Source organism: Bartonella sp. AP11XZML, from assembly GCF_042196445.1.
In the GTDB taxonomy this organism is placed as follows: domain Bacteria; phylum Pseudomonadota; class Alphaproteobacteria; order Rhizobiales; family Rhizobiaceae; genus Bartonella.
The window spans coordinates 201441-223363 of sequence record NZ_JBHIQF010000042.1 but is presented as its reverse complement, the minus strand read 5'-3'; the positions used below and the strand labels follow the sequence as shown (position 1 = coordinate 223363).

Here is a 21923-nt window from a genome sequence, read left to right as displayed (position 1 = left end):
TCTATTCTTCCAAAGAAACTTTTCTCTTCTATACGAATATAAAAAAAACGGCATATGATACTTCATTTCTTCTCATTTTCTGTTACAAACAATAAGATATCCATTATCATGCAGAGAAAATTACCATTTTTGCGACAAACGCCTTAAGGAAGAAATATGAGTCAACATGATCCATCATCCAATTCTATAAAAAAGGTCAATATCAATCATGAAGCTCAAGTCATTATTGATGATATTGATACGGCACACAAAGAATTGGATATTTTACAAAAAGAAATTGACAAAGTTATTTTTGGGCAAAATCAGGTAATCGAATATGCTTTAATCGCTATTTTTGCTGGTGGTCACGCCCTTCTTGTCGGTGCTCCAGGACTTGCAAAAACACGTCTTGTTGAAACATTGGGAACAGTCTTAGGACTTGATGAAAAACGCATCCAATTCACTCCTGACTTAATGCCATCGGATATTATTGGTTCTGAAATTATGGATTCCGATAAAGACGGTAAACGTTCTTTTCGATACATTCAAGGTCCTATTTTCACGCAACTTCTCATGGCCGATGAAATCAATCGTGCTTCTCCACGGACACAGTCAGCCCTTTTACAAGCTATGCAAGAATATCATGTTACTGTTGCAGGTAACCGTTATGATTTGCCACAACCTTTTCATGTTCTTGCAACGCAAAATCCTCTCGAACAAGAAGGGACCTATCCACTTCCTGAAGCACAACTGGATCGCTTTTTGATGCAAATCGATATTGACTATCCTGACCTCACAACAGAGCGTCGGATTATTTTAGAAACAACAAAAGAAAAAAAATCAAATGCAAAACCAATTTTATCCGGCAAAAAATTGCAAAAAATTCAAAATATCGTTCGCAAAATGCCTCTTTCAGAAAATGTGATTGAAGCTATTTTAAAAATTGTCCGCTCATCTCGCCCTCATAAAGACAATAGCCTTGCTAATACTTATGTTTCTTGGGGACCTGGTCCACGGGCATCACAAGCCCTTTCACTTTGTGTTCGCGCCCGTGCTCTTTATTATGGACGCTTAGCCCCTTCACTTGATGATGTTGAAGCATTGGCCTATCCCGTATTACAACACCGCATGGCTCTTAATTTTTCTGCCCGTGCTGAAGATATAACCGTAAAAGATATTATCAATAACCTTGTGAAAGATGCTCTTTGAATGGCACTTGGCAAAAAAGTTTTACAAAAGCCTCCATTGTCGCTGGCAAATGAACTGCATAAGGATACTGGCAAAATGCCATATTTCCTTTTACAAGCGCGTCATATCGCTAATACATTGATAACCGGGTGGCATAGACAACGTAAAAGCGGTAATGGGGAAAACTTTTGGCAATTTCGTCCCTATATGGAAGGAGAATCCATTACCCGCATTGATTGGCGTCGCTCAGCGCGTGATGAAAATACGTATCTCCGTGAACACGAATGGCAAACGACACAAACCGTTTGGCTTTGTCCTGATCAGAGCGCATCAATGCATTACTGTTCGCGCTTTTCTAAAATCTCTAAAGGTAATCATGCTATTATTCTTACCCTTACCTTGGCATCCCTTCTTGCACGCAGTGGCGAACATATTGCTATTCCCAACTTAATGTCCCCCACAATGACATCCAATGTCGTAGAACGAATAGCCTTTGCTTTAGAAAATCATTCAGATGAAAATTCATTTCCGGATTTTTCAACGATTACACGCTTTTCACATGTCATTATAATGAGTGATTTTCTCGATTATCCTGAAAAAATCATCCAACATTTAACCGTTTTAACTACAAAACAGGTGACAGCTCATTTAATTGAAATTTCTGATCCCGCAGAAGAAAGCTTTCCCTACACAGGTCACACAGAATTTTTGGATCCTGAAACGAAAGAGAAACATGTTTCCACTAAAGCAGAAGATCTTCGTAAGAGCTATTGTAAACTATATCACGCAAGGCGACAAGAATTGGTAAATTTTTGCGCACGCCAAGGATGGTCTTATCACGTTAGTACAACAGATCAACCTTTAACAGAGACCATTTTTCATCTTGCAAATACAATGAGCGACTCTCCATTGCACAAAAGGAGGGCACTTTGAGTTTTGCTGCTCCCTTTCTGTTACTAGGGCTTTTGTTCCTACCGGTCATTTGGTGGCTGTTGCGGATAACTCCTCCATCTCCGCGTAAAGAGCTTTTTCCCCCTTTTCGCTTCTTACCCAAACCAACTCATCAACAAGAAACAGCAAAACATACACCTTGGTGGTTGCTCTTGTTGCGTTTAACCATAGCGGCACTTGTTATCATAGCTCTAGCACGCCCCACTTGGAATCAAAAACCAATAAGCTTTTCTGGGTCTCAACCCCTCGCACTCATTATTGATAATGGTTGGGTTTCTGTAAAAGAATGGAAACAGCGCATCTCTATCGCTGAAATACTCCTTGCTCAGGCAGAAAAACAGCAAAAAAATATTTATCTTGTTGCAACGGCTGAAAATAATATCTCCAATATAGAGCCCCAACCAGCCAAGATTATAAAACAGCATTTAATGCATTTGCAACCGCGTCCTTGGCCTGTCAACCGTGTGCATGCCTTCAAAAAACTCAGCGAAATAACCAAAGGAAAACCTCTTGATATTGCTTATTTAAGTGATGGATTACAAACAAATGAAGATGAGCAAGCTTTTGCTCTTCTTGAAGAATTAAAACCTAGAAACTTCTTGTGGTATTTGACTGATATTTCCGATTTAACCGGCATAACATCCATAGAAAATAACAATGGAAACATGGGCGCGCGTATTATCCGCTCAACAACACACAGTAATACTCCCGCTATACTCAGCCTTTACGATTCAAATAATCAACTTCTCGGTCAATTTACGAACAATTTCTCTGAAGGAGAAACAACAGCACTTGTTCCTTTTAATGTACCACTTGAACTACGCAATGATATCGCTTGGATAAAAATAAACAATCAAAACCATGCTGCTGCAACCTTCTTGGTAGATAGCCATAACAGGATAAGCCGTGTTGCTCTTCTCTCACCCGATACCAATGAAATGGCACAGCCTTTACTTGCTCCATTTTATTACATTATCAAAGCCTTACAAGGTCATACACAGCTTATAACAGCCGGTGGAAGAGAACTTTCAACGGATATTAATCATTTGCTTAAACAAAATCCATCTGTTTTGATTATGGGTGACATTGTTAACATACCCCCAAAAGCAGAAAAAAAACTTTCTGATTTTGTGAATAAAGGGGGAACACTCATCCGCTTTGCAGGAGAAAAACTCAGTAGCGCAGAACATTACGATAACCTTCTTCCGATACCACTGCGCCCAGGTCAACGTTCCCTTGGAAGTATTATGTCTTGGACAAAACCACAAAAGCTTGCCTCTTTTGCAAAAAATAGCTTTTTCTTTGGTCTTCCCTTTCCAGGAGATGTTACTGTCTCGCGCCAAATCCTCGCAGAACCAACCCCAGATCTTTTTGAAAAAACGTGGCTTAGCCTTTCGGATGGAACCCCTCTTGTTACCGCAGCAAAACGTGGTAAAGGAACCCTCATTCTCATTCATGTTGCTCCTGACCCAACATGGTCTAACCTTCCTCTTTCTGGCTTTTTTGCACAAATGCTGCAAAAATTAATCACATTAGGTTCTAACGAAAACACAAACCTAACACACAGAGAAAAAAGAACAGTGATACAAAACCCTTGGCGAACTATAGCCGTTGACGGACAATTACAAGTACCACCCTCTGATGTTGTTCCTCTGATCTTTGACTCTCAAAATCCACCCCATCCTTCCTACCATACTCCCCCAGGACTTTATGGTACCAAAAACAATTTTTATGCACTCAATCTCTTAACTCATTCGTCGCACTTGATGAAACAATCATCATTGCCAACTTCTCTTAATAAAAGCCCTTTATCTTACGATACAAAAGAAAAAAATCTTATCGGTCCACTTTTAGGATTAGCCATCTTATTATTCGCCTTTGATAATTTTCTCATTTTATGGATGGGAGGTATTTTTTCTTTCAATAAACGGCATAATATGTTTTTCCTCCCTCTCATAATTCTTATTGCCTTGTTTGCATATGCTCCAATTCTTCATGCACAAACGATAGAAAATCATCATGATAGTGTACAAGCTGCTGGCGCAACACATCTTGCCTATGTTATAACCAATAATCATGAAATTGATACAACGAGTAAAAGTGGTCTAGAAGCGTTAAGTCAATTTATCGCAGAGCGCACAATGCTTACCCTTGGCTCTGTTACAGCACTTGATCTCGATAAAGATGAACTCTCTTTTTATCCTCTTATTTACTGGCCAATTGACGTTAAGAGTCCTATACCAACCCCCAAAAGCCTTGAAAAAATAAATAACTTTATGAAACATGGGGGAACAATTTTATTTGACACGCGCGATCAGATAAAGAGCAATCTTAATCTTGAAGGAGATGCCACTCCAGAAACGCAAAGATTACGAGATATCTTAAAAGAGTTAAATATTCCATCCATTGAGCCAGCATCAACAGATCATGTTGTTGCACGTTCTTTTTATATTATGCCAGATTTTCCTGGTCTCTACCGTGGTTCACCTTTATGGGTTGAATCCTCATCAACAAACAAAAAAAATAAAAACTCTCTTGCCAACGGCGATAACGTAAGCTCCCTTCTCATCACCGCAAATAACTTTGCCGGGGCTTGGGCACTCGATGAAAAAGGGGCATGGAAATATCCCCTTGTTCCCAATGATCCGATGCAACGTCTATGGGCATTTCGTGCAGGTTTAAATATTGTCCTTTATGTGCTTACAGGAAACTATAAAGCGGATCAAGTTCATGTTCCAGCACTCTTGGAACGCTTTAAAAGAGAAAGAAGGCAATGATATCATTTTTCACTTTTCAGCCTTTTTTACCACTCTTTTGGATTCTGCTCTTAAGCGGAATATCGATTCTTTTTGTCGTTGTTGGTCTTGTTACGCAACGGCAAGGTTCTTTATTTCGTCTGATGGCATTAAGCGCCCTTATCCTTGCTTTGCTCAATCCAATGATCATAAAAGAACAGCGCGAACCACTGAAAAGCACAGTAGGCATTGTCATTGACCGCAGCAAAAGCCAATCATTTGGAACACGTACAAATGATAGTGATGAAGCGCGCAGGCAATTAGTCGAAACACTGGCGCATTATCCACAATTTGAACCACGCTTTATTGAAGCTGGGAAACTTGCTGATAATCGATATGCACCCTCAACGAATTTGTTTGAAGCTTTAACACAAGCACTATCTGATGTACCGTTCTCTCGTTATGCAGGAACCATTTTTATCACCGATGGACAAGTGCATGACATCCCTGACCTATCAGACCTTCATCATGAAGCACCTCTCAATGCCCTGATTACAGGATACTCAGATGAATTTGATCGCCAAATCAAGTTTATTTCTCCTCCACGCTTTGCCCTTGTCAACAAACCACAAACGCTCTCCATTTTGGTAGAAGATAAAGGCCCCGCCAAAAAAACAATATCAGAGAAAGCAAATATTACACTAAGCGTCAATGGACAAGACATTGGCCATTATTCTGTAACTCCTGGCGTGATTTTTCAAACTGAAATTACCCTTCCTCATGCTGAAAAAAATATTATCCAAGTTATAACTGATCCACACAAAGGTGAACTAAGCTTGGAAAACAACCGCGCCATAACAATTATTGAAGGAATCAGAGAAAATTTACGCGTTCTTCTTATTTCAGGTGCTCCTTATAATGGAGAACGGACATGGCGAGACCTTTTGAAAGGTGACTCCAATATTGATCTTGTTCACTTTACTATTTTGCGTCCCCCCACCAAAGCAGATAATACGCCCTCAAGCCAATTATCCTTAGTGGTCTTTCCCACAAGAAAACTCTTTGTTGAAGAAATTAATAACTTTGATCTCATCATCCTTGATGGCTACCAGCACTCTACTGTTCTCCCCTTAATCTATTATGATTATATCGCCCAATATGTACAAAAGGGGGGTGCATTGTTGATGGTAACAGGACCTGAATTTACCCAAAAAAACTCACTTGCGAAAACACCTTTAATAAGCATTCTACCGGCATTGCCTAATGGAACTATTATTGAAAAACCTTTTCGCCCCACATTAACCAAAGAAGGTGAGCGCCATCCTGTCACAAGGGGTCTTGCAACACTTAACCTTCCCGCTTCTCAATGGGGGCAATGGTTGCGACAAATTGCTATTCAAAACATAAATAACGGAATCGCCCTCATGAAAGGAGCGGATGAACAACCACTTTTACTTCTCTCGCATGTTGATAAAGGACGTGTAGGCATGTTGCTTTCTGATGAAAGTTGGCTTTGGGCACGAGGTTTCGAAGGCGGTGGTCCTTATGCTGCTCTTTATCGTCGTATTGCCCATTGGCTCATGAAAGAACCAGAACTTGAGGAAGAAAAATTAAGTGCGACCAGCAGCCATCATCATTTAACAATTCGCCGCCAAACTCTAAAAGACCATCCAGAACCCGCTGAAATAATCTTTCCCTCTGGAAAAAAAGAAAATATTACTCTGACCAAAGAGAAAGAAGGCCTTTTTACTGCAACTGTGACCACTGATGAGACAGGAATTTTTAACATTAAAAATGGCGGTTTAACAATACTTTCTTCTGTAGGGATGCTCGATAATCTTGAGTTGTTTGACTTGATTTCAACACAAGAAAAACTAGCCCCCATTATTAAGCACACTGGTGGCTACATCGGACGTTTACACCCTGAAGGAAAAGAAAACATTCATCTTCCTCCATTTAAGCTGATTCAATCAAAAACAAGTCCGTCCTCTTCCCCAGCACATTCAATTGTTCTGAAAGAAGCAACAGAAACCCGTTTAATCAATACCTTTTATTTTTCGATATTTTCTGGTTTTTTTGCACTGCTTGCTTGCCTTTTACTGTTGAGCAGCATGTGGTATTATGAAGGCCGTTAAAAAGTCTGAGATTTCGTCTAATAGTTTTAAAATTCAGCTTATTCTTTTATGTATTTACTTGTCTTTTGTAATTAGATAACGTATTGATTTATAACTCAAAATACAGTGGAATTCTCCTTATTTCCAATATCCTCATATTAAAACAATAAAAAACATTCTCTTGCGTATTATTAGAAGGGATGCTGTATGGATAGAAACCATTGAAGAAAAGAGTGAAATACCTCTTATGAATCCTCTTAAAGCAAAGCAAGGATTTTCATAAAATTGGGGAAAATAGTATGATGTTTTTTATTTGCACCTTGTATAAGTGTAGAGATGGTAGTGTACAGTAAGCCCTATATAGTTCACAGAAGCTTTCCATTATAATATCGAGTACCATCGTGAAATTAGCTCAAACGCATTGAGAAATGTTTTTTTTACAAATATGTGAATCTACAACACAATGATATTTTATTAGGGATATTCTATTTGGAACATTCCGCTTGAGACATTCTTTTTTGCAAGCTAATTTTCATTTTACAATCTTTCTTGCCTTTAAGCACTAACTTATCTTATGTTTATTCTTTAAATCGTTTTTAATACTTTACGAGCTTTTATGTTTTATCTTGCCCATATATCGGATGTACATCTTTCCCCTCTCCCGCAACCTTCCCTTTTTGAACTTTCTGGGAAACGTCTTACCGGTTATCTGAACTGGCAAAAAAAACGTAAGAGTCAGATGGCAACAGATGTCCTAGAAACTTTAATAGATGCCTTGAACAAAACAAAACCTGATCACCTTGTGATCTCTGGTGATCTTGTAAATCTTGCTCTCGATAAAGAATTTGTACAAGCTCATCGTTGGCTACTTAACCTAGGAAAACCTCAAGATATTTCTTTGACATTTGGAAATCACGATGCCTATGTCCGCGGCGCTTTACAAAAAGCATGCATTCTCTTTAAACCTTGGATTACAGGTGACATCTCTCAAAAAAGTGCCTTTCCTTATATGCGCATTCGCAAAGATGTTGCCATCATAGCAGCTTCTTCGGCCATTGCGACATTGCCTTTTCAAGCTTCTGGCTATTTTGGTAAAATGCAAGCGCAAACTTTACCGCTCTTTTTAAAGGAAGCAGCACAGCGCAACCTTTTTCGTGTCGTCATGATTCACCACCCCCCCTTTCCAAAGGCAACGTCTTGGCATAAAAAACTACGGGATATAAAACGTTTTCTAGACGTTATCAAATACCACGGTTGTGAGCTTATTCTTCACGGACATACTCATTTACCCACATTGAATTACATTGAAGGACCAATTAAAAAAATTCCTATTGTTGGTGTTCCTTCCGCATCACAAGCTTTTGGTGATAAAAAACCGCCCGCAGGCTTTAATTTATTTTCCATTGAACGCTTACAAAATCAATGGCATTGCCAATTACAACGTTATAGCATTATCAACCCCAAAAACGAGATTGCATGTACTGAAACAATTAATCTTTAAACACCTTCATAGTTGCCCAAACAACCAAAAATAAAAATATTTTTATTTCATATCCCTTTGGAAATCATAATTCTTATTTCCCTTTTTCTCCTTAAAAGATAAAGTTTCACCTTCTCTGTCAATAGATCAATTTTTCTCAGACAGTTCCATCTGCTGCCCCAACTTATGTGACTAGCTTTTTACAAACTTATCGGTTTTCTTCCTTCCCGCTCTAAAGGACGAAAATTCTACCACATCTGATTTATAAATAATTCGGATTCTTGTCTCACGGGTTCCAGCTGCTAATTGCGCATGTGATTTACTTCACAAAGCTCTACACATAAACCCTGCTTTGAATTTCATCATCCACTCCTCCAAAAGCATCTAATGCGTAAAATCCTTATATTACTACAATGATGATATTTTATAGAATAATAGAGAAGCTCATTCAGCTTCTATACCTGAAAATCAATGGCTAAAAAAGCCAAATAATAACTAAAGTATATAATTTAAATAACCCAACCTACTTGTGATTCATAAACAAATGATGTTGAATGATTTATCGTAAATAGATTTGAAATGATCCATTACTATTTCACTCAAAATTTATTATCGTACATTAAAAAATTAGGAAAAATAATAGATTATATTTCGATAACAGACATAGGTAATAATGTTTTTTATGTCTCAATAAATTCCTAATTTTCTCTCTATTTTTTCCTATAAATCACTTTATAATACTCTTTATAATTATTTTATTATTGAGTTATATTGCGGATGTAATTTTACGTTCTTTAGAATTTTTTGCGAGCTTTTTGTTATTAAATAAAATATTTTACGATACCGCAAAACAGAAAAGTTGATTGTATGAAAGATCTTTCAAATAAAATAAAATGCCATTAGCTTGCCAATTCACATGTTGGTTTAAAAAAGCATCTTTTAAAGCACCCAAACCCATTTCCCGACGGTACCTATGAATGATGTAATGTTAAGTCCATTTAGCAACACCATCTTCACGTTTATGGAAAAGCAAGCTAGTATCAAAATCTCACACTTTGCCACCCCCTAATGTAGCGACAGCCTTTAGCACTTAAGATGGTTCATAAGAAGCATTTTTATTCTTTCTTTAATGTTTTTATCTCACGACGCCCCCTCTTTTTGACGTGCAAAAAACATGGTTTTGATTGGTTCAATATGGTATAGGTTTAAAATGAGAAAATCTTATGACACTTGGGTCTCTCACTCAACATGACAAAAAGTAATTTATATTTACAAATCAAAGTATTGTTCGAATAAAATAGTAGCTCTTTTGAGTAAAGGATATTTACTAGAACATATCTGAAAAATAAAAGCCTCATTCGAAAATGAGACTTTTGAAGTGTTTAATTCTGCAAAAAATTAAAATTTATAAGCTACACCCACACGAAAATCATTTGTCTTGTAGCCCATTTCAAATTTATCCTGTATGAACTTCTTTTTGCCAAAATCTGAATAACGATATTCTGCACGTACAATAATATTATCAGTCATTGCAAAATCAATACCACCTCCAAGGGTATAACCAATCATGGTCTTTTTTTCATCATGCAACCAATCAGAAAAATCAACTTCTCCATTTTTGCTATCAGTAACTAACCCAAAAATATTCTGAAGCTGCGTATAAGCAATCCCTCCAGAAATATAAGGCATCATACGCTCAATCGCAAAACCAACTCTCACCCGTGTAGCACCAGCCCATTTTTGTTTTAAAGTATGACGTACAGCTTTAATAGGTGTTGTCGAATCCTCCTCATGCAAATCTCTTGTTAGACTTGTTTTTTCTACAAGTTTTGGTGTTTCTTCAGTTGGACTTTTTTTCGGTAGATTGACATCTTTAGAATCCTTTTTACCAGACCACATAATATCTGTATCAATACCTATAATAAAACTATTATCGATATCAATATTGGAACCCGCATAAACTCCCCCGATAAAACCAGAAAGTTTAGGTAAATTCTCCTTTCCAATTGGATTCCATATCCCTGTCTCATGTTTTAAATAACTTGCAGTTGTTTTACCTGAAAAATTACCAATCTGTCCTCCAAGATAAAATCCTGTCCAAGACAAAGCAGGCGCTGGAATAACAGGAACAGGTTGTTCAGAAATAACGATATCCGACGCCTGTACTACAGAAATTGAAATTAAAGAAAATATAGATGTTGAGGCTAAATACTTTGTAATCATAATTGCTCCCCTAAAAGCTAATGTGATACATAAATAATGATAAATCGTTTCACAATTTTTTGAAAAAATCTATAGCAAAAATGACACAGTTAAAAAATTAAAATTAGTTTTAAATAAAGCTTAAATATTATTTATAATTTCCAGAAGCTATTAATCTATGGTAGCTTTTATAGCTTCATATTGATCATTATTATCTGGAATAATATAAATAATTATAATGTCAATTTTTTGAAAAAATGAGATAACGCTCATAAAAAATATGATTCACTAAATTAATCACTCATCGCTTTTTGTATAAAGAATGATACCTAGAATGGAGAATTTTTTCATCACACTTGAAAAAACAGTAGAGAACTTCACTCTAACCCTCTCAAGCGTCTATGAAATGAAAGACAAAAATTAATATATAAAAATGGAATTAATAATTTTTATTTATTCTTATAGAATTATTTTAATATTTCATGATTTTTGTAAAAACTGAACAGACCAATTGCTCAGTTTCTGCAATTAATTTTTCCACACGAAGCAAATCAGGTTCCCCAACACTATTCAACAAAAGGTCACTTAATCCAGGTGGCATGTCATTGGGATCAAGAGAATCATTTAAGCAAAGCCGTATAATTTGACTCAAATTTGTATAAAGACGATAGGCATAATGTAAATCAGCAATACATGACTGATTAAGAAAACTGTTTGGTAAGTGATCTAAAATATCCGCTGTCGTTGCTCCAATTTGAAACTCAATGACATGCGTAATAAGAGAAAATTGAGCAATAAACTCCAAATCCATAATACCACCAGACATCGTTTTTAAATCCCATTGATTTTTTGGCGGCTTTTCTTTTGCAATCAAGGCACGCATTTCACATACTTCTTTTGCAACTTCCTTCTTATCACGAGAAATAGCAATAATTGCACACACTTCATTTTCTAGCTTTTGTAAAAAATCAGGGTCTCCTGCAATGCCTCGAGCCCTTGTTAAAGCAAGATATTCCCATATCCATGCTTCTTGGCGATAATACTTTTTAAAAAATGGAAAAGAAACAGCAATAGGTCCTTTATTGCCTAATGGCCGTAACCTTAAATCAACGACATAAAGAATACCTTGGCTTGTAAGAGTGGATAAAGCAGAAACGAGGCGTTGTGCTAAACGCGTATAATATTGAGAGATATAAAGAGGCTTTTCTCCATCAGATATTTCTGCATCATCATCGTGTTCATAAAGCAAAACGAGGTCAACATCGGAATCTGCTGTTAATTCGCGACTTCCAAGCTTCCCCATACCCAATATGCCAACACGCCCTCCTTTAATACGACCATGAAGACGAGAAAATTCCTCTTGAACGGTAGCAAATGTTTTTGTAATCATAAGATCAGCAAGCGCAGTAAAAGCAAAACCCGCTCTTTCTCCTGTAATTGTACCGTTTAAAATTCGAATACCAATCAAAAAACGTTGTTCATCTGCAAAAATCCTTAAATGGTCAAGAATTTCCTCATAAGAAAGAACATTTTCAAGAAAATATTCAAGCCGTTTTTCTAAGTACGTTTTGGTCGGTAATTCTGAAAGAATATTCGGATCTAACATTCCATCAAAAACATGGGACCTGCGTGTAATAATTTCTGCAAGACGTGGAGCAGCCCCCATAATAAGGACAAGCATATCCAAAAGAGAAGGATTAGACTGCAAAAGACTAAAAAGCTGAATTCCTGAAGGTAAGCCCTGTAAAAAACCATCAAAACGCAACATCGCCTCATCAGCTCGTTTTGTCCCACCAAAAGCTTTCAAAAGAGCTGGTGTTAATTCCGTTAATCTCTCGCGTGCTTCGGCTGATTGCGTTGCTTTATAACGACCAAAATGGAGCGTGCGCATAATACGACAAATATCACTTGCTCTTTCGAAGCCTAAACGGCTTAACGTTATTAATGTCTCCGGATCATCTTCTTCACCGGTAAAAACTAAATTACCAATTTCTAAACCAAGTTCTTGCTCATTCTCAAACAGTGCAGCATAATGTTTTTCAACAATCTGAAGTGTTTTTAATAAATCACGGATAAAACTGCTACTGTCTTGATAACCCATTAAATAGGCAACACTCGTGAATTGAGCAGTATCATTTGGAAGAAGATGTGTTTGTTCATCGAAAAGCATTTGAATACGATGTTCCACATTTCGAAGAAAAGCATAACTTTTTATAAGGCTATTTCTCGTTTTCTCACTGATCCAACCAAGCGTGTGAAGTTCTGCTAACATTGCAACTGTCTGACGTCCACGTAATTGAGGAAAACGTCCACCAGCAATGAGCTGCTGTGTCTGAACAAAAAACTCAATCTCACGAATACCACCACGACCTAACTTTATATTATGCCCATAAGCTGCAATTTGACCGTAATTTTTATGCGCATGAATTTGACGTTTGATCGAATGAATATCAGCAATAGCAGCATAATCTAAATATTTCCGCCACACATAGGGAAAAAGCTCTTTGAGAAAGTTAAAACCTGCCCTCTTATCACCAGCAACTGGACGTGCTTTAATCATGGCTGCTCGTTCCCAATTTTGCCCACGCCCTTCGTAATAACGCAATGCAGTCCTTACTGGTAAGGCCAAAGGGGTTGAACCTGGATCTGGACGAAGACGAAAATCAAGACGAAAAACATATCCTTCCGCAGTGCGTTCTTGAATGATACGGATTAATCGGCGTACCATTTTAGAAAATACGTCAACACTTTCAGAAAGATTACCAATATGAGGTGATGTTTCATCAATGAAAACAATAAGATCAATATCAGAAGAATAATTAAGTTCCCCTGCTCCTAACTTTCCCATCCCTAAAATAATTAAACCACAGTCTTTTTCTGGATTCTCACGGCTTAATAAATTGATCTTACCATGATCATGCGCTTCTCTTAATAGAAAACGTAGTGCTACACTTAATGCTGCTTCGCCCAAACGTGTCAACCAAGCACATGAAACTTCGTAAGTAAAAACACCACCCAAATCAGCTAAAGCAATAAGAACATGCGCTTCTCGTTTTTTGCGCCTTAAAGCAGCCATCAATGAAGTTTCATTTATAGCTTCATCCTTATCAATAGCTGTAATATCATCTATAATTTCGCTCAGCCTTGTTTCTATATCAACATTTAATAAAGCACTAAGATATGATGGGTTGGTAATTAAAACCTCACGCAAAAAAGGAGATAAGGTCATAACCGAACTGATAAAATCAATCTGCGTTCCACTCTCTGAAATGATGGCAACAAGCGATTCTAAACCTTCTTTCCTTGCTTGTTCTTCCATGTCTTTTAACCATTGGGAACCACTTTTATCGAGAGGACATAAAGGGAGAAGCTGTGTTTTTAAAAAAGCTTGTTTCGTCTGTGCTCCCTTGAAAAGCATTTTGCTTTCCTTTCTATTGCTTTATACTTTTAAAATAGTTGTTACGTATGAAAAGTGAAGAAAAATATCTTTAAGGAAATAACAAAACAGCCCTAAGCCCTGGATTTGCATTTTCAAGTAACAATTCACCCCCGTGAAGCTTCATAACCGCTTTTGCTATACTTAAACCAATCCCAAACCCAGGTTGTGTGCGGCTTTCTTCAAGACGAACAAATCGTTCTGTCACTTTTTCACGTTTATCCTCTGCTATTCCTGGTCCATTATCGCTCACAACAACTAATAAATGTTCATCACGATATTCCATTGATAAGCAAACCTTCGCTTGCCTTCCACCTTTAGGCGCATATTTAATTGCATTATCTATAAGATTAAAAATTGATTGCGCAACAAGCTCACGATTCAATTTTAGCTCTTTATCAAATATATCTCCCAACTGAAGTAAAACACCTGACTCTTCAGCAAAAGGTTCGTAAAGCTCAACAGCATCCTCAAGGATCAGTTTCATATTCATCATTTCAAGATGTTCAATTGCACTGCTGGCCTCAATACGTGAAATCATTAAAATCGCATTGAACGTACAAATAAGTTGATCTGATTCTGCAATAACCCTATCAAGGACCTGACGATATTCAAGCTTTGTCTTATTTCCTGAAAGCGCCTCTTCAGCGCGATTTCTAAGACGCGTTAACGGCGTTTTCAGATCATGAGCAATATTATCTGATACTTGACGTAAACCAATATTTAACTCTTCAATGCGGTCTAACATAACATTAAGATTGGTTGACAATCGATCAAACTCATCCCCTACTCCAGAAACAGGTAAACGCCCACTGAAATCACCATCCATCAAGCGCTGTGATGCAGCCGTTACATGATCAATCCTTTGTAAAGCTCTCCTGCCAACAAAAAACCATATGAGTAAAGCGCCTCCAACCATTGCAGCAAGTGCAATGATCACAGCTTTGCGAATAACAACAGCAAAACGTTCTGGCTCATCCAAATCACGTCCTATAAGAATCTTCATAGCATTAGGTAAATCAACAATAACCGCCAAAGCACGATGTTCACTTGTTTTGCCATGTTCTCCAAAACGGGAATACAAAAAAGAGGTAGAAATAAAACCACTCTGATTCAAAAGACCTAATTCAATACGTGCTACATTTCCTGCTAAAATACGCCCCATAGAATCTGTAACAAGATAAAGAAATGCTCCTGGTTGTCTTGAACGATAATCAATAGTGCGCATTAATAAGGATAATCCCCCATAATTATAAGCATTTTCAATATACTTTAATTCTTCATGTAAAGCCTGTTCAGTTTGCTCTGTTAACAATGAAGCAGAAAATGCCGTCATATAAATAGAAAGTCCTGTTGCCACCAATCCAAACAATAAAATGTAAAGTGCTGAAAGCCTTAGCGCCGTCGTGCGCATTATATTAATCAAACGATTCATGCTTTGTTATCTGGTACTTTCAGCATATATCCAGCTCCACGCACTGTATGGAGAAGGGGAACATTAAAATCTTTTTCAATTTTGGCTCTCAAACGAGAGATATGGACATCAATGACATTCGTTTGTGGATCAAAATGGTAATTCCAAACGTTTTCCAAAAGCATAGTGCGTGTAACAACCTGCCCCGCATAACGCATCAAATATTCAAGTAAACGAAACTCTCGTGGTTGCAATAGAATGTTTCTATCACCTCGTTTTACCGTATGTGCTAACCGATCAAGCTCAAGATTACCTACACAGTAAACAGTTTCTGCTTCTTTAGGATTTTTCCGCCGTTGTAAAACTTCAACACGCGCAAGAAGTTCAGAAAAAGCATAAGGCTTTGTCAAATAATCATCTCCCCCTGCACGCAGCCCCGTTACACGATCATTAACTTGCCCTAAAGCAGACAGAATAAGAACCGGTGTTTCATTGCCTTTAGCGCGCAATTCAGCAATAATAGAAAGACCATCACGATGCAAAAGCATTCGGTCAACAACCATAACGTCATAATTTTCCGTGGTTGCTAAAGCGTATCCCGTATCTCCATCATAAGCAACATCAACAGAATGCCCTACTTCCAAAAATGCTTTTTCGAGATAATGCCCCGTCTCATGATCATCTTCAATAACGAGTATCTTCATAAAACGTATCTCCATTATTTTATTATGTTGTAGGACAAATATTTAATAAACATTTGTCCTACAACTAAAGCCTTATTTTTTGAAAATTGGAAGAGCAACAAAACGATTTTGATCATTTGTTCGCACTTGTAAGAGTATAGCCTTTCGTCCTAACTGCTGAGCATTTTTGATTGTGTTAATAATATCAGAGACTCGTTTAACTGGTTTATTATTTACTGTCACAATGATATCACCAGGGCGTATCCCTTTATCTGCAGCATCTGAATCGGTATCGACATCCGTTACGACAACCCCTACACCATCATCAGAAGGCATAACAATCAAACCATAATCTTCCAATGTTTCATCTAAATCACTCTGTCCATTTGAATATTTTGAAGTCTCTTTCTTACTTTCATCTTCAGACATTGAAGCGAGTTTAACCTTTATACTCTCCTCCTTACCTGATCTCCAAATCCCTATGGTTACCATTTCTCCTGGTTTAATATTTGCAATACGTTTCGCCAGCTCACGCGCATCAGCAACTTTTTCATTATTCACTGAAATAATTACATCACCCGCTTTAATACCAGCCTTTTCTGCCGGTCCTTTTAACGGATCAGTAACCAAAGCACCTTTGGCTTCTTTCAATCCTATTGAATCGGAAATCTCCTTTGTTACCGGCTGGATCTGAACACCTAACCAACCACGTTGAACTGAACCTTTTTCAATAAGTTGTTGTACAACCTGTTTTACAGTCGCTGCTGGAATAGCAAAAGCAATCCCAACATTTCCTCCAGAAGGAGAAAAAATTGCTGTATTAACCCCAACAACCTTTCCATTAAGATCAAACGTTGGACCACCAGAGTTTCCTCTATTAACAGCAGCATCAATCTGAATAAAATCATCGTACACACCAGTGCCAATATCACGTCCACGTGCAGAAACAATACCTGCTGTCACAGTTCCACCAAGACCAAATGGATTCCCAATGGCAACAACCCAATCCCCAACACGAAGCTTTGAATCATCACCAAAATCAACATAAGAAAATTTTCTTTTATCATTCACTTTTAATACGGCAAGGTCGGTTTTTGGGTCTTTCCCAATGAGCTTTGCGTTCAATTCTGTACCATCATCAAGAACAACAGTATAACTTGTTCCGTCAGAAATCACATGATCATTGGTCACAATGTAACCATCAGATGAAATAAAAAAACCCGATCCAAAAGCAACAGGACGGAGTCTCTGCGATTGGTGCGGAAATTTATTTTTAGGTTTATCAAAATCATAAAACTCTTTAAAAAATCTTTTTAAAGGATGCTGATCTGGTAATTGATCAAGTCCTGGACCACTAAAAAAGTTGCTAAAGAACCTATCTTCTTTCTTTTTATTGCTCTTTACTTGTACTGCTACAACGGCTGGTTTCACTTGAGCAACAATATCGGCAAATCCCTGTTGTTGCATTAATGAAGTAAATACAGAACTTGCATGAGCCTTTGTCATCCACAAGCTTGATGTACATCCACTAAAAAACAGTGCACTTTCCAATATCGCAGAAAAACTCACTGCGACAAATGTTTTAAAGAAAGCCTTTTTAACCATTTATTCTATGCTCCTATTCAATCATACCTTTATTTCAATTCCGATCACTTATAAAATACCAGACCTTACCGTTTTCTGTCTAAATTATTAAAGTTTTGTAAGGTTTCAGTATTCCCTAATATAATTACAATAAGATTGTCTGCTCATTGCAGATGATCTGATTTTTTTCTTTTATGTAACATTTTTTTTAATGCAATGACATTTTTGACTGTTCTTTTTCATTCACATAACGCATGATTATTTCGTTTGAAGTGGAAAAATATGATACTTACGCCAATGATAATAATGATCAAAGGCGAGAACCATAAAAACCAAGTTATCTTATTCAATGGTGGTTTCAAGAGAATAAATTCACCATATCGCTCAACAAGAAAGTCAGTGACTTGCTGATTACTATAGCCCATTTTTAGCCTTTCCCGAATTAAAAGCCGTAAATCACGTGCTAAAGCAGCATCTGAATCATCAATTGATTGATTTTGACAAACAGGACAACGTAAATGCGATGAAATATGGCGTGCTCGCGCTTCAAGAATCTTATTCTTTAAAATCTCATCCGGCTCTACTGCTATTGCTAATCGAAAAGGAAACGTTGCAATTAAAAAAAATACAATCCAAAGAATTTTTTTCATCTCAATGTCTTTTCCAAAAATTTAAAGCAAGCACTACCCTATTGTACATGCCAATGCGAAACCAATACCCCAAAAGAGAAAGACATCCCCCCATAGCCATCATGAATGCCCCTAACCAAATACATATTACATAAGGCTTCCACCATACGTGCACAACGAGACCCCGATTATCAATATGTCCCGGTACAATATATAGCTGTGATAAGCCATGATTTTTAAGACCAACTTCTGTTGTTGATGTATTTTGGCTTGAATAAAATCGCTTTGAGGCTGTTACATGACCTACAATGTTTTTATTTTTATATATTTTAAAATAAAACTCCATTGTCGAATAATTCGAACCAACACCATCATACACTGCATCAAAATGAAGCGTTTTATCCGCTATCGTCACCCTATCCCCTACGTTCATGATTAAAATACGTTCTTGCCCAAAACTTGCTACGCAAACAATACCAAATAATGTAACGCCTAATCCCATATGTGCTATTGCTGCACCAAAAGTAGACCATGGCAATCCAAGAAATCTCTTAACGCGTACTGAAAAAGCTCTCTTGCCATATCCACTCTTTCCCCATAGATCCGCTAAACTGCCTAAAAAAACAAACGCTGAAAGCCCAATCCCTAAAACTACAAAAATATCACGCACAGATGTCGCATAGAATATTATAAAACAGACGATACCAACCAATACAAAAACAAACCACAAGCGTTCAAAAACTGCAAGAAAATCACCGCGTTTCCATGCCATCATTGTCCCAAATGGAACAAACAACAACAGCAAAACCATTAGCGGTCCACAGGTAAGATTAAAAAAAGCAGCCCCTACAGAAATTTTTTGCCCTGTTAATATCTCAATAAAATAAGGATAAAGCGTACCAATCAATACTGTTGCTGTTATTGTTGTCAGTAACAAGTTATTTAAAACAATAAACCCTTCACGTGAAATTGGTTGAAAAAATCTTTCTGTTTTTAAAATAGGGGTACGCAAAGCAAAAAGAAGAAAAGCAGCTCCCGTAAAAAAAAATAAAAGAGCAAGAATTGCTTGCCCGCGTGCTGGATCAACAGCAAAACTATGAACAGAAACTAAAAGCCCAGAACGCACAAGAAAAGTTCCCATCAGAGAAAGGGAAAAAGTAAGCAGCGCTAAAAACAGAGTCCAACTTTTCAATATTTCTCGTTTTTCGAGAACAAGAGCAGAATGTAAAAGAGCCGTTCCTGAAAGCCAAGGCATAAACGAAACATTTTCAACAGGATCCCAAAACCAATAGCCCCCCCATCCTAGCTCATAATAAGCCCAATAAGAGCCAACCATAATACCCAATGTCAAAAAACACCAAGCAAGTAAAAGCCACGGACGAATCCCACGCGCCCAAATTCTATCAACATGTCCCATAATCAATGCCGCAACAGCAAAAGAAAAACAAAGTGAAAAACCGACATAACCTAAATAAAGTAGCGGTGGATGAATTGCTAATGCGATATCTTGTAAAAGAGGATTGAGACCATTTCCCTGCAATGCTGGTGGATTTACGCGTAAAAATGGATTGGATACAAAAAGAATAAATAAAAGAAAAGCAGTTGTAATCCAACTTTGGCAAATTAAAACAAGCGTCTTAAAATCTTCTGGCAAATGTTGGCTAAAAAAAGCCATCAATGCGCTAAAAAAAGCAAGACTTAAAACCCATAACAACATAGAGCCTTCGTGGTTGCCCCAAACACCTGTAATTTTATAGAGCATCGGTTTTTCTGAATGAGAATTCTCAACAACGTTCAAAACAGAAAAATCAGATACAACATAAGCATAAATTATCACTAAAAAAGATAAAAGCAGTAATGTAAAAGTGATATATGTTAGAGGAACAACTGTTTGCATTAACAAACGCTCTCTCCACCAAAAACCTAAAGCAGGTAAAAATGCCCCTAATAAGCTTACTGAAAATGCTGCAGCTAAAAAAATATGACCCAGTTCGACAAGCACAATCGAATTATTTCTCCATAATGTAATGTTTTTTCAAACGATCAGCTGTTTCTTTAGGCATATAAGTTTCATCATGTTTTGCTAAAATACGCATCCCTATAAAAAAGCCCTGTTTATCGAAATGCCCTTCTACGATCACCCCCTGACCTTCACGAAAAAGATCCGGTAAGGCACCATTGAAAACTACTTTTTCATGTTTTTTGTTATCCGTTACAAAAAAAACAACACCTCTCTCTCCAACATATTGAACAGTTCCCTTTTCAACAAAGCCACCCAAACGCAAAGGGCGCTCCGTTAAAATATCTTCTCTTGTAATTTCAGAGGGCATTCTAAAAAAACTGACCGCATGACGCATTGCATACACTATGAGACTTGCTGCAATTGTTATAACCAAACAACATAATAATATGATCAGTAAGCGCTTTTTTTTTCGCTGCTCTAAAATAACCTTCCATGAGGCAGAATTCTTTAAAGATTGACTGTTCATAGACACTCTGCGAAAAAATTTTAAATACATTATAATTAAGTATCAATATTTTATTTTTTAAGAGCTTTGCACATCTTCTACATAGGTGCAAGATTTCTTTTCTTTGTATGCTCACTCGATAAATCACGTAACTGAATCATCATTTTTTTAACACGTGATTGTCCTGAAAAATTTTCAGGCATTGTATCAAGAAAGCTTTGTAAAAATTGTACTGCCTGCGCAGTTTTTCCTGCTTGATGCAATGCATCGGCCAACAATAAACGTGGATAAAAATCTGTTGGCGCTAAATCTGCTGCTTTTTGAAAAGCATTTTGCGCTTCTTGCGTTATCACTCCCCCTTCATAACCAACCAATGCTAAACCGTATCCTACAAGCCTTGGAGCTGTTTCTCCATTCAAACGAAGTGCATCTAAATAAGTATTCACTGCTTCTTGAAAAAGGCTTTCTTCGAGATACCCTACCGCTAACGCATCTGCTAGCTTGCCATCATGAGGTGCACGGAAAAAAAGCACTTGTAAACGAATAAGCTTTTCTTGCTTACTAAGAGTTTGAGGATCCTTATCCATTAATTCGCTAAAAAAATAACTTTTCACTTCTGGATTGCCTGTCAGCCCATAAATATTCCATGTCATAAGGAGAACAAACAAAATACTTAAAGCCTTAAGAATATTCCTTTTTTTATAATGCATATAAAGCTTGTTAAACTCAATCATACGCTTATGGCTTCTATAACCATCCACGGTTTGAACTTTCCATTCTTTTTTTATCTCATCGTCAAACCGTAGTGAAAGAAAAAGAACACTTGCCAGAAAAATCAGAAAAAATGCTGCAAAAATTAATAAGAGCATATCGTTTTTTTCCAATACGAACAGAGAATAACTCACTTACATTTTATCCTCTTCATGAGAAAAATGATGTGAATTAATAAAAATTCATTTTTTCATGGAGAATATTATAAAATCTATTATATACATCAATTAAACAAAGAAACTAAAAACAATGTTTCCCTACTCTTTGATGTATTGTCTGAAAATACTGC

The 21923-nt window shown here is 37.1% G+C and carries 14 protein-coding genes; 5 read left to right on the top strand and 9 right to left on the bottom strand.

Annotated elements, in window-relative coordinates:
- Positions 1-156 precede the first annotated feature (156 nt).
- The 5 genes from ACFIMG_RS04345 (at position 157) to ACFIMG_RS04325 (ending at position 8468) form a co-directional block, all read left to right on the top strand.
- The gene (locus ACFIMG_RS04345; RefSeq protein WP_375634232.1) at positions 157-1188 is read left to right on the top strand and encodes an AAA family ATPase; all 1032 of its coding nucleotides are present in this window, start codon (positions 157-159) and stop codon (positions 1186-1188) included.
- Positions 1189-2100, top strand: a complete 912-nt coding sequence (locus tag ACFIMG_RS04340; RefSeq protein ID WP_375678999.1) for a DUF58 domain-containing protein — start codon at positions 1189-1191, stop codon at positions 2098-2100.
- The gene (locus ACFIMG_RS04335) at positions 2097-4895 is read left to right on the top strand and encodes a DUF4159 domain-containing protein (protein WP_375678998.1); all 2799 of its coding nucleotides are present in this window, start codon (positions 2097-2099) and stop codon (positions 4893-4895) included. The genes ACFIMG_RS04340 and ACFIMG_RS04335 overlap by 4 nt, the downstream gene beginning before the upstream one ends.
- On the top strand, positions 4892-6988 hold the full coding sequence (locus ACFIMG_RS04330) for a glutamine amidotransferase (RefSeq protein ID WP_375678997.1): 2097 nt from the start codon (positions 4892-4894) through the stop codon (positions 6986-6988). Before ACFIMG_RS04335 ends, ACFIMG_RS04330 begins: the two co-directional genes overlap by 4 nt.
- Positions 6989-7583: 595 nt before the next feature.
- Positions 7584-8468, top strand: coding sequence for a metallophosphoesterase family protein (locus ACFIMG_RS04325; RefSeq protein ID WP_375678996.1), 885 nt, complete (start codon positions 7584-7586; stop codon positions 8466-8468).
- Positions 8469-9845: 1377 nt separating this feature from the next.
- On the opposite strand, the gene ACFIMG_RS04320 is transcribed toward ACFIMG_RS04325, so the two are convergent.
- The 9 genes from ACFIMG_RS04320 to ACFIMG_RS04280 form a co-directional block, all read right to left on the bottom strand.
- Positions 9846-10670: an outer membrane protein gene (locus ACFIMG_RS04320; protein ID WP_375678995.1), complete on the bottom strand. Its 825-nt coding sequence runs from the start codon at positions 10668-10670 to the stop codon at positions 9846-9848.
- Between the two features lie 451 nt (positions 10671-11121).
- Positions 11122-14067, bottom strand: coding sequence for a bifunctional [glutamine synthetase] adenylyltransferase/[glutamine synthetase]-adenylyl-L-tyrosine phosphorylase (locus ACFIMG_RS04315; RefSeq protein WP_375678994.1), 2946 nt, complete (start codon positions 14065-14067; stop codon positions 11122-11124).
- A gap of 70 nt (positions 14068-14137) precedes the next feature.
- On the bottom strand, positions 14138-15520 hold the full coding sequence (locus ACFIMG_RS04310) for an ATP-binding protein (protein WP_375652306.1): 1383 nt from the start codon (positions 15518-15520) through the stop codon (positions 14138-14140).
- Positions 15517-16203, bottom strand: a complete 687-nt coding sequence (locus ACFIMG_RS04305; RefSeq protein WP_375678993.1) for a winged helix-turn-helix domain-containing protein — start codon at positions 16201-16203, stop codon at positions 15517-15519. Before ACFIMG_RS04305 ends, ACFIMG_RS04310 begins: the two co-directional genes overlap by 4 nt.
- 72 nt (positions 16204-16275) lie before the next feature.
- A complete protein-coding gene (locus tag ACFIMG_RS04300; RefSeq protein ID WP_375611163.1) occupies positions 16276-17787 on the bottom strand; it encodes a Do family serine endopeptidase in 1512 nt (503 codons plus the stop codon).
- A gap of 218 nt (positions 17788-18005) precedes the next feature.
- Positions 18006-18416: a cytochrome c-type biogenesis protein CcmH gene (locus ACFIMG_RS04295; protein ID WP_375678992.1), complete on the bottom strand. Its 411-nt coding sequence runs from the start codon at positions 18414-18416 to the stop codon at positions 18006-18008.
- Between the two features lies 1 nt (position 18417).
- A complete protein-coding gene (locus tag ACFIMG_RS04290; RefSeq protein ID WP_375678991.1) occupies positions 18418-20397 on the bottom strand; it encodes a heme lyase CcmF/NrfE family subunit in 1980 nt (659 codons plus the stop codon).
- A gap of 7 nt (positions 20398-20404) precedes the next feature.
- Positions 20405-20884, bottom strand: a complete 480-nt coding sequence (ccmE, locus tag ACFIMG_RS04285; RefSeq protein ID WP_375678990.1) for a cytochrome c maturation protein CcmE — start codon at positions 20882-20884, stop codon at positions 20405-20407.
- A 77-nt stretch (positions 20885-20961) separates the two neighbouring features.
- Positions 20962-21732, bottom strand: a complete 771-nt coding sequence (locus ACFIMG_RS04280) for a tetratricopeptide repeat protein (RefSeq protein ID WP_375611159.1) — start codon at positions 21730-21732, stop codon at positions 20962-20964.
- Between the last annotated feature and the right edge of the window lie 191 nt (positions 21733-21923).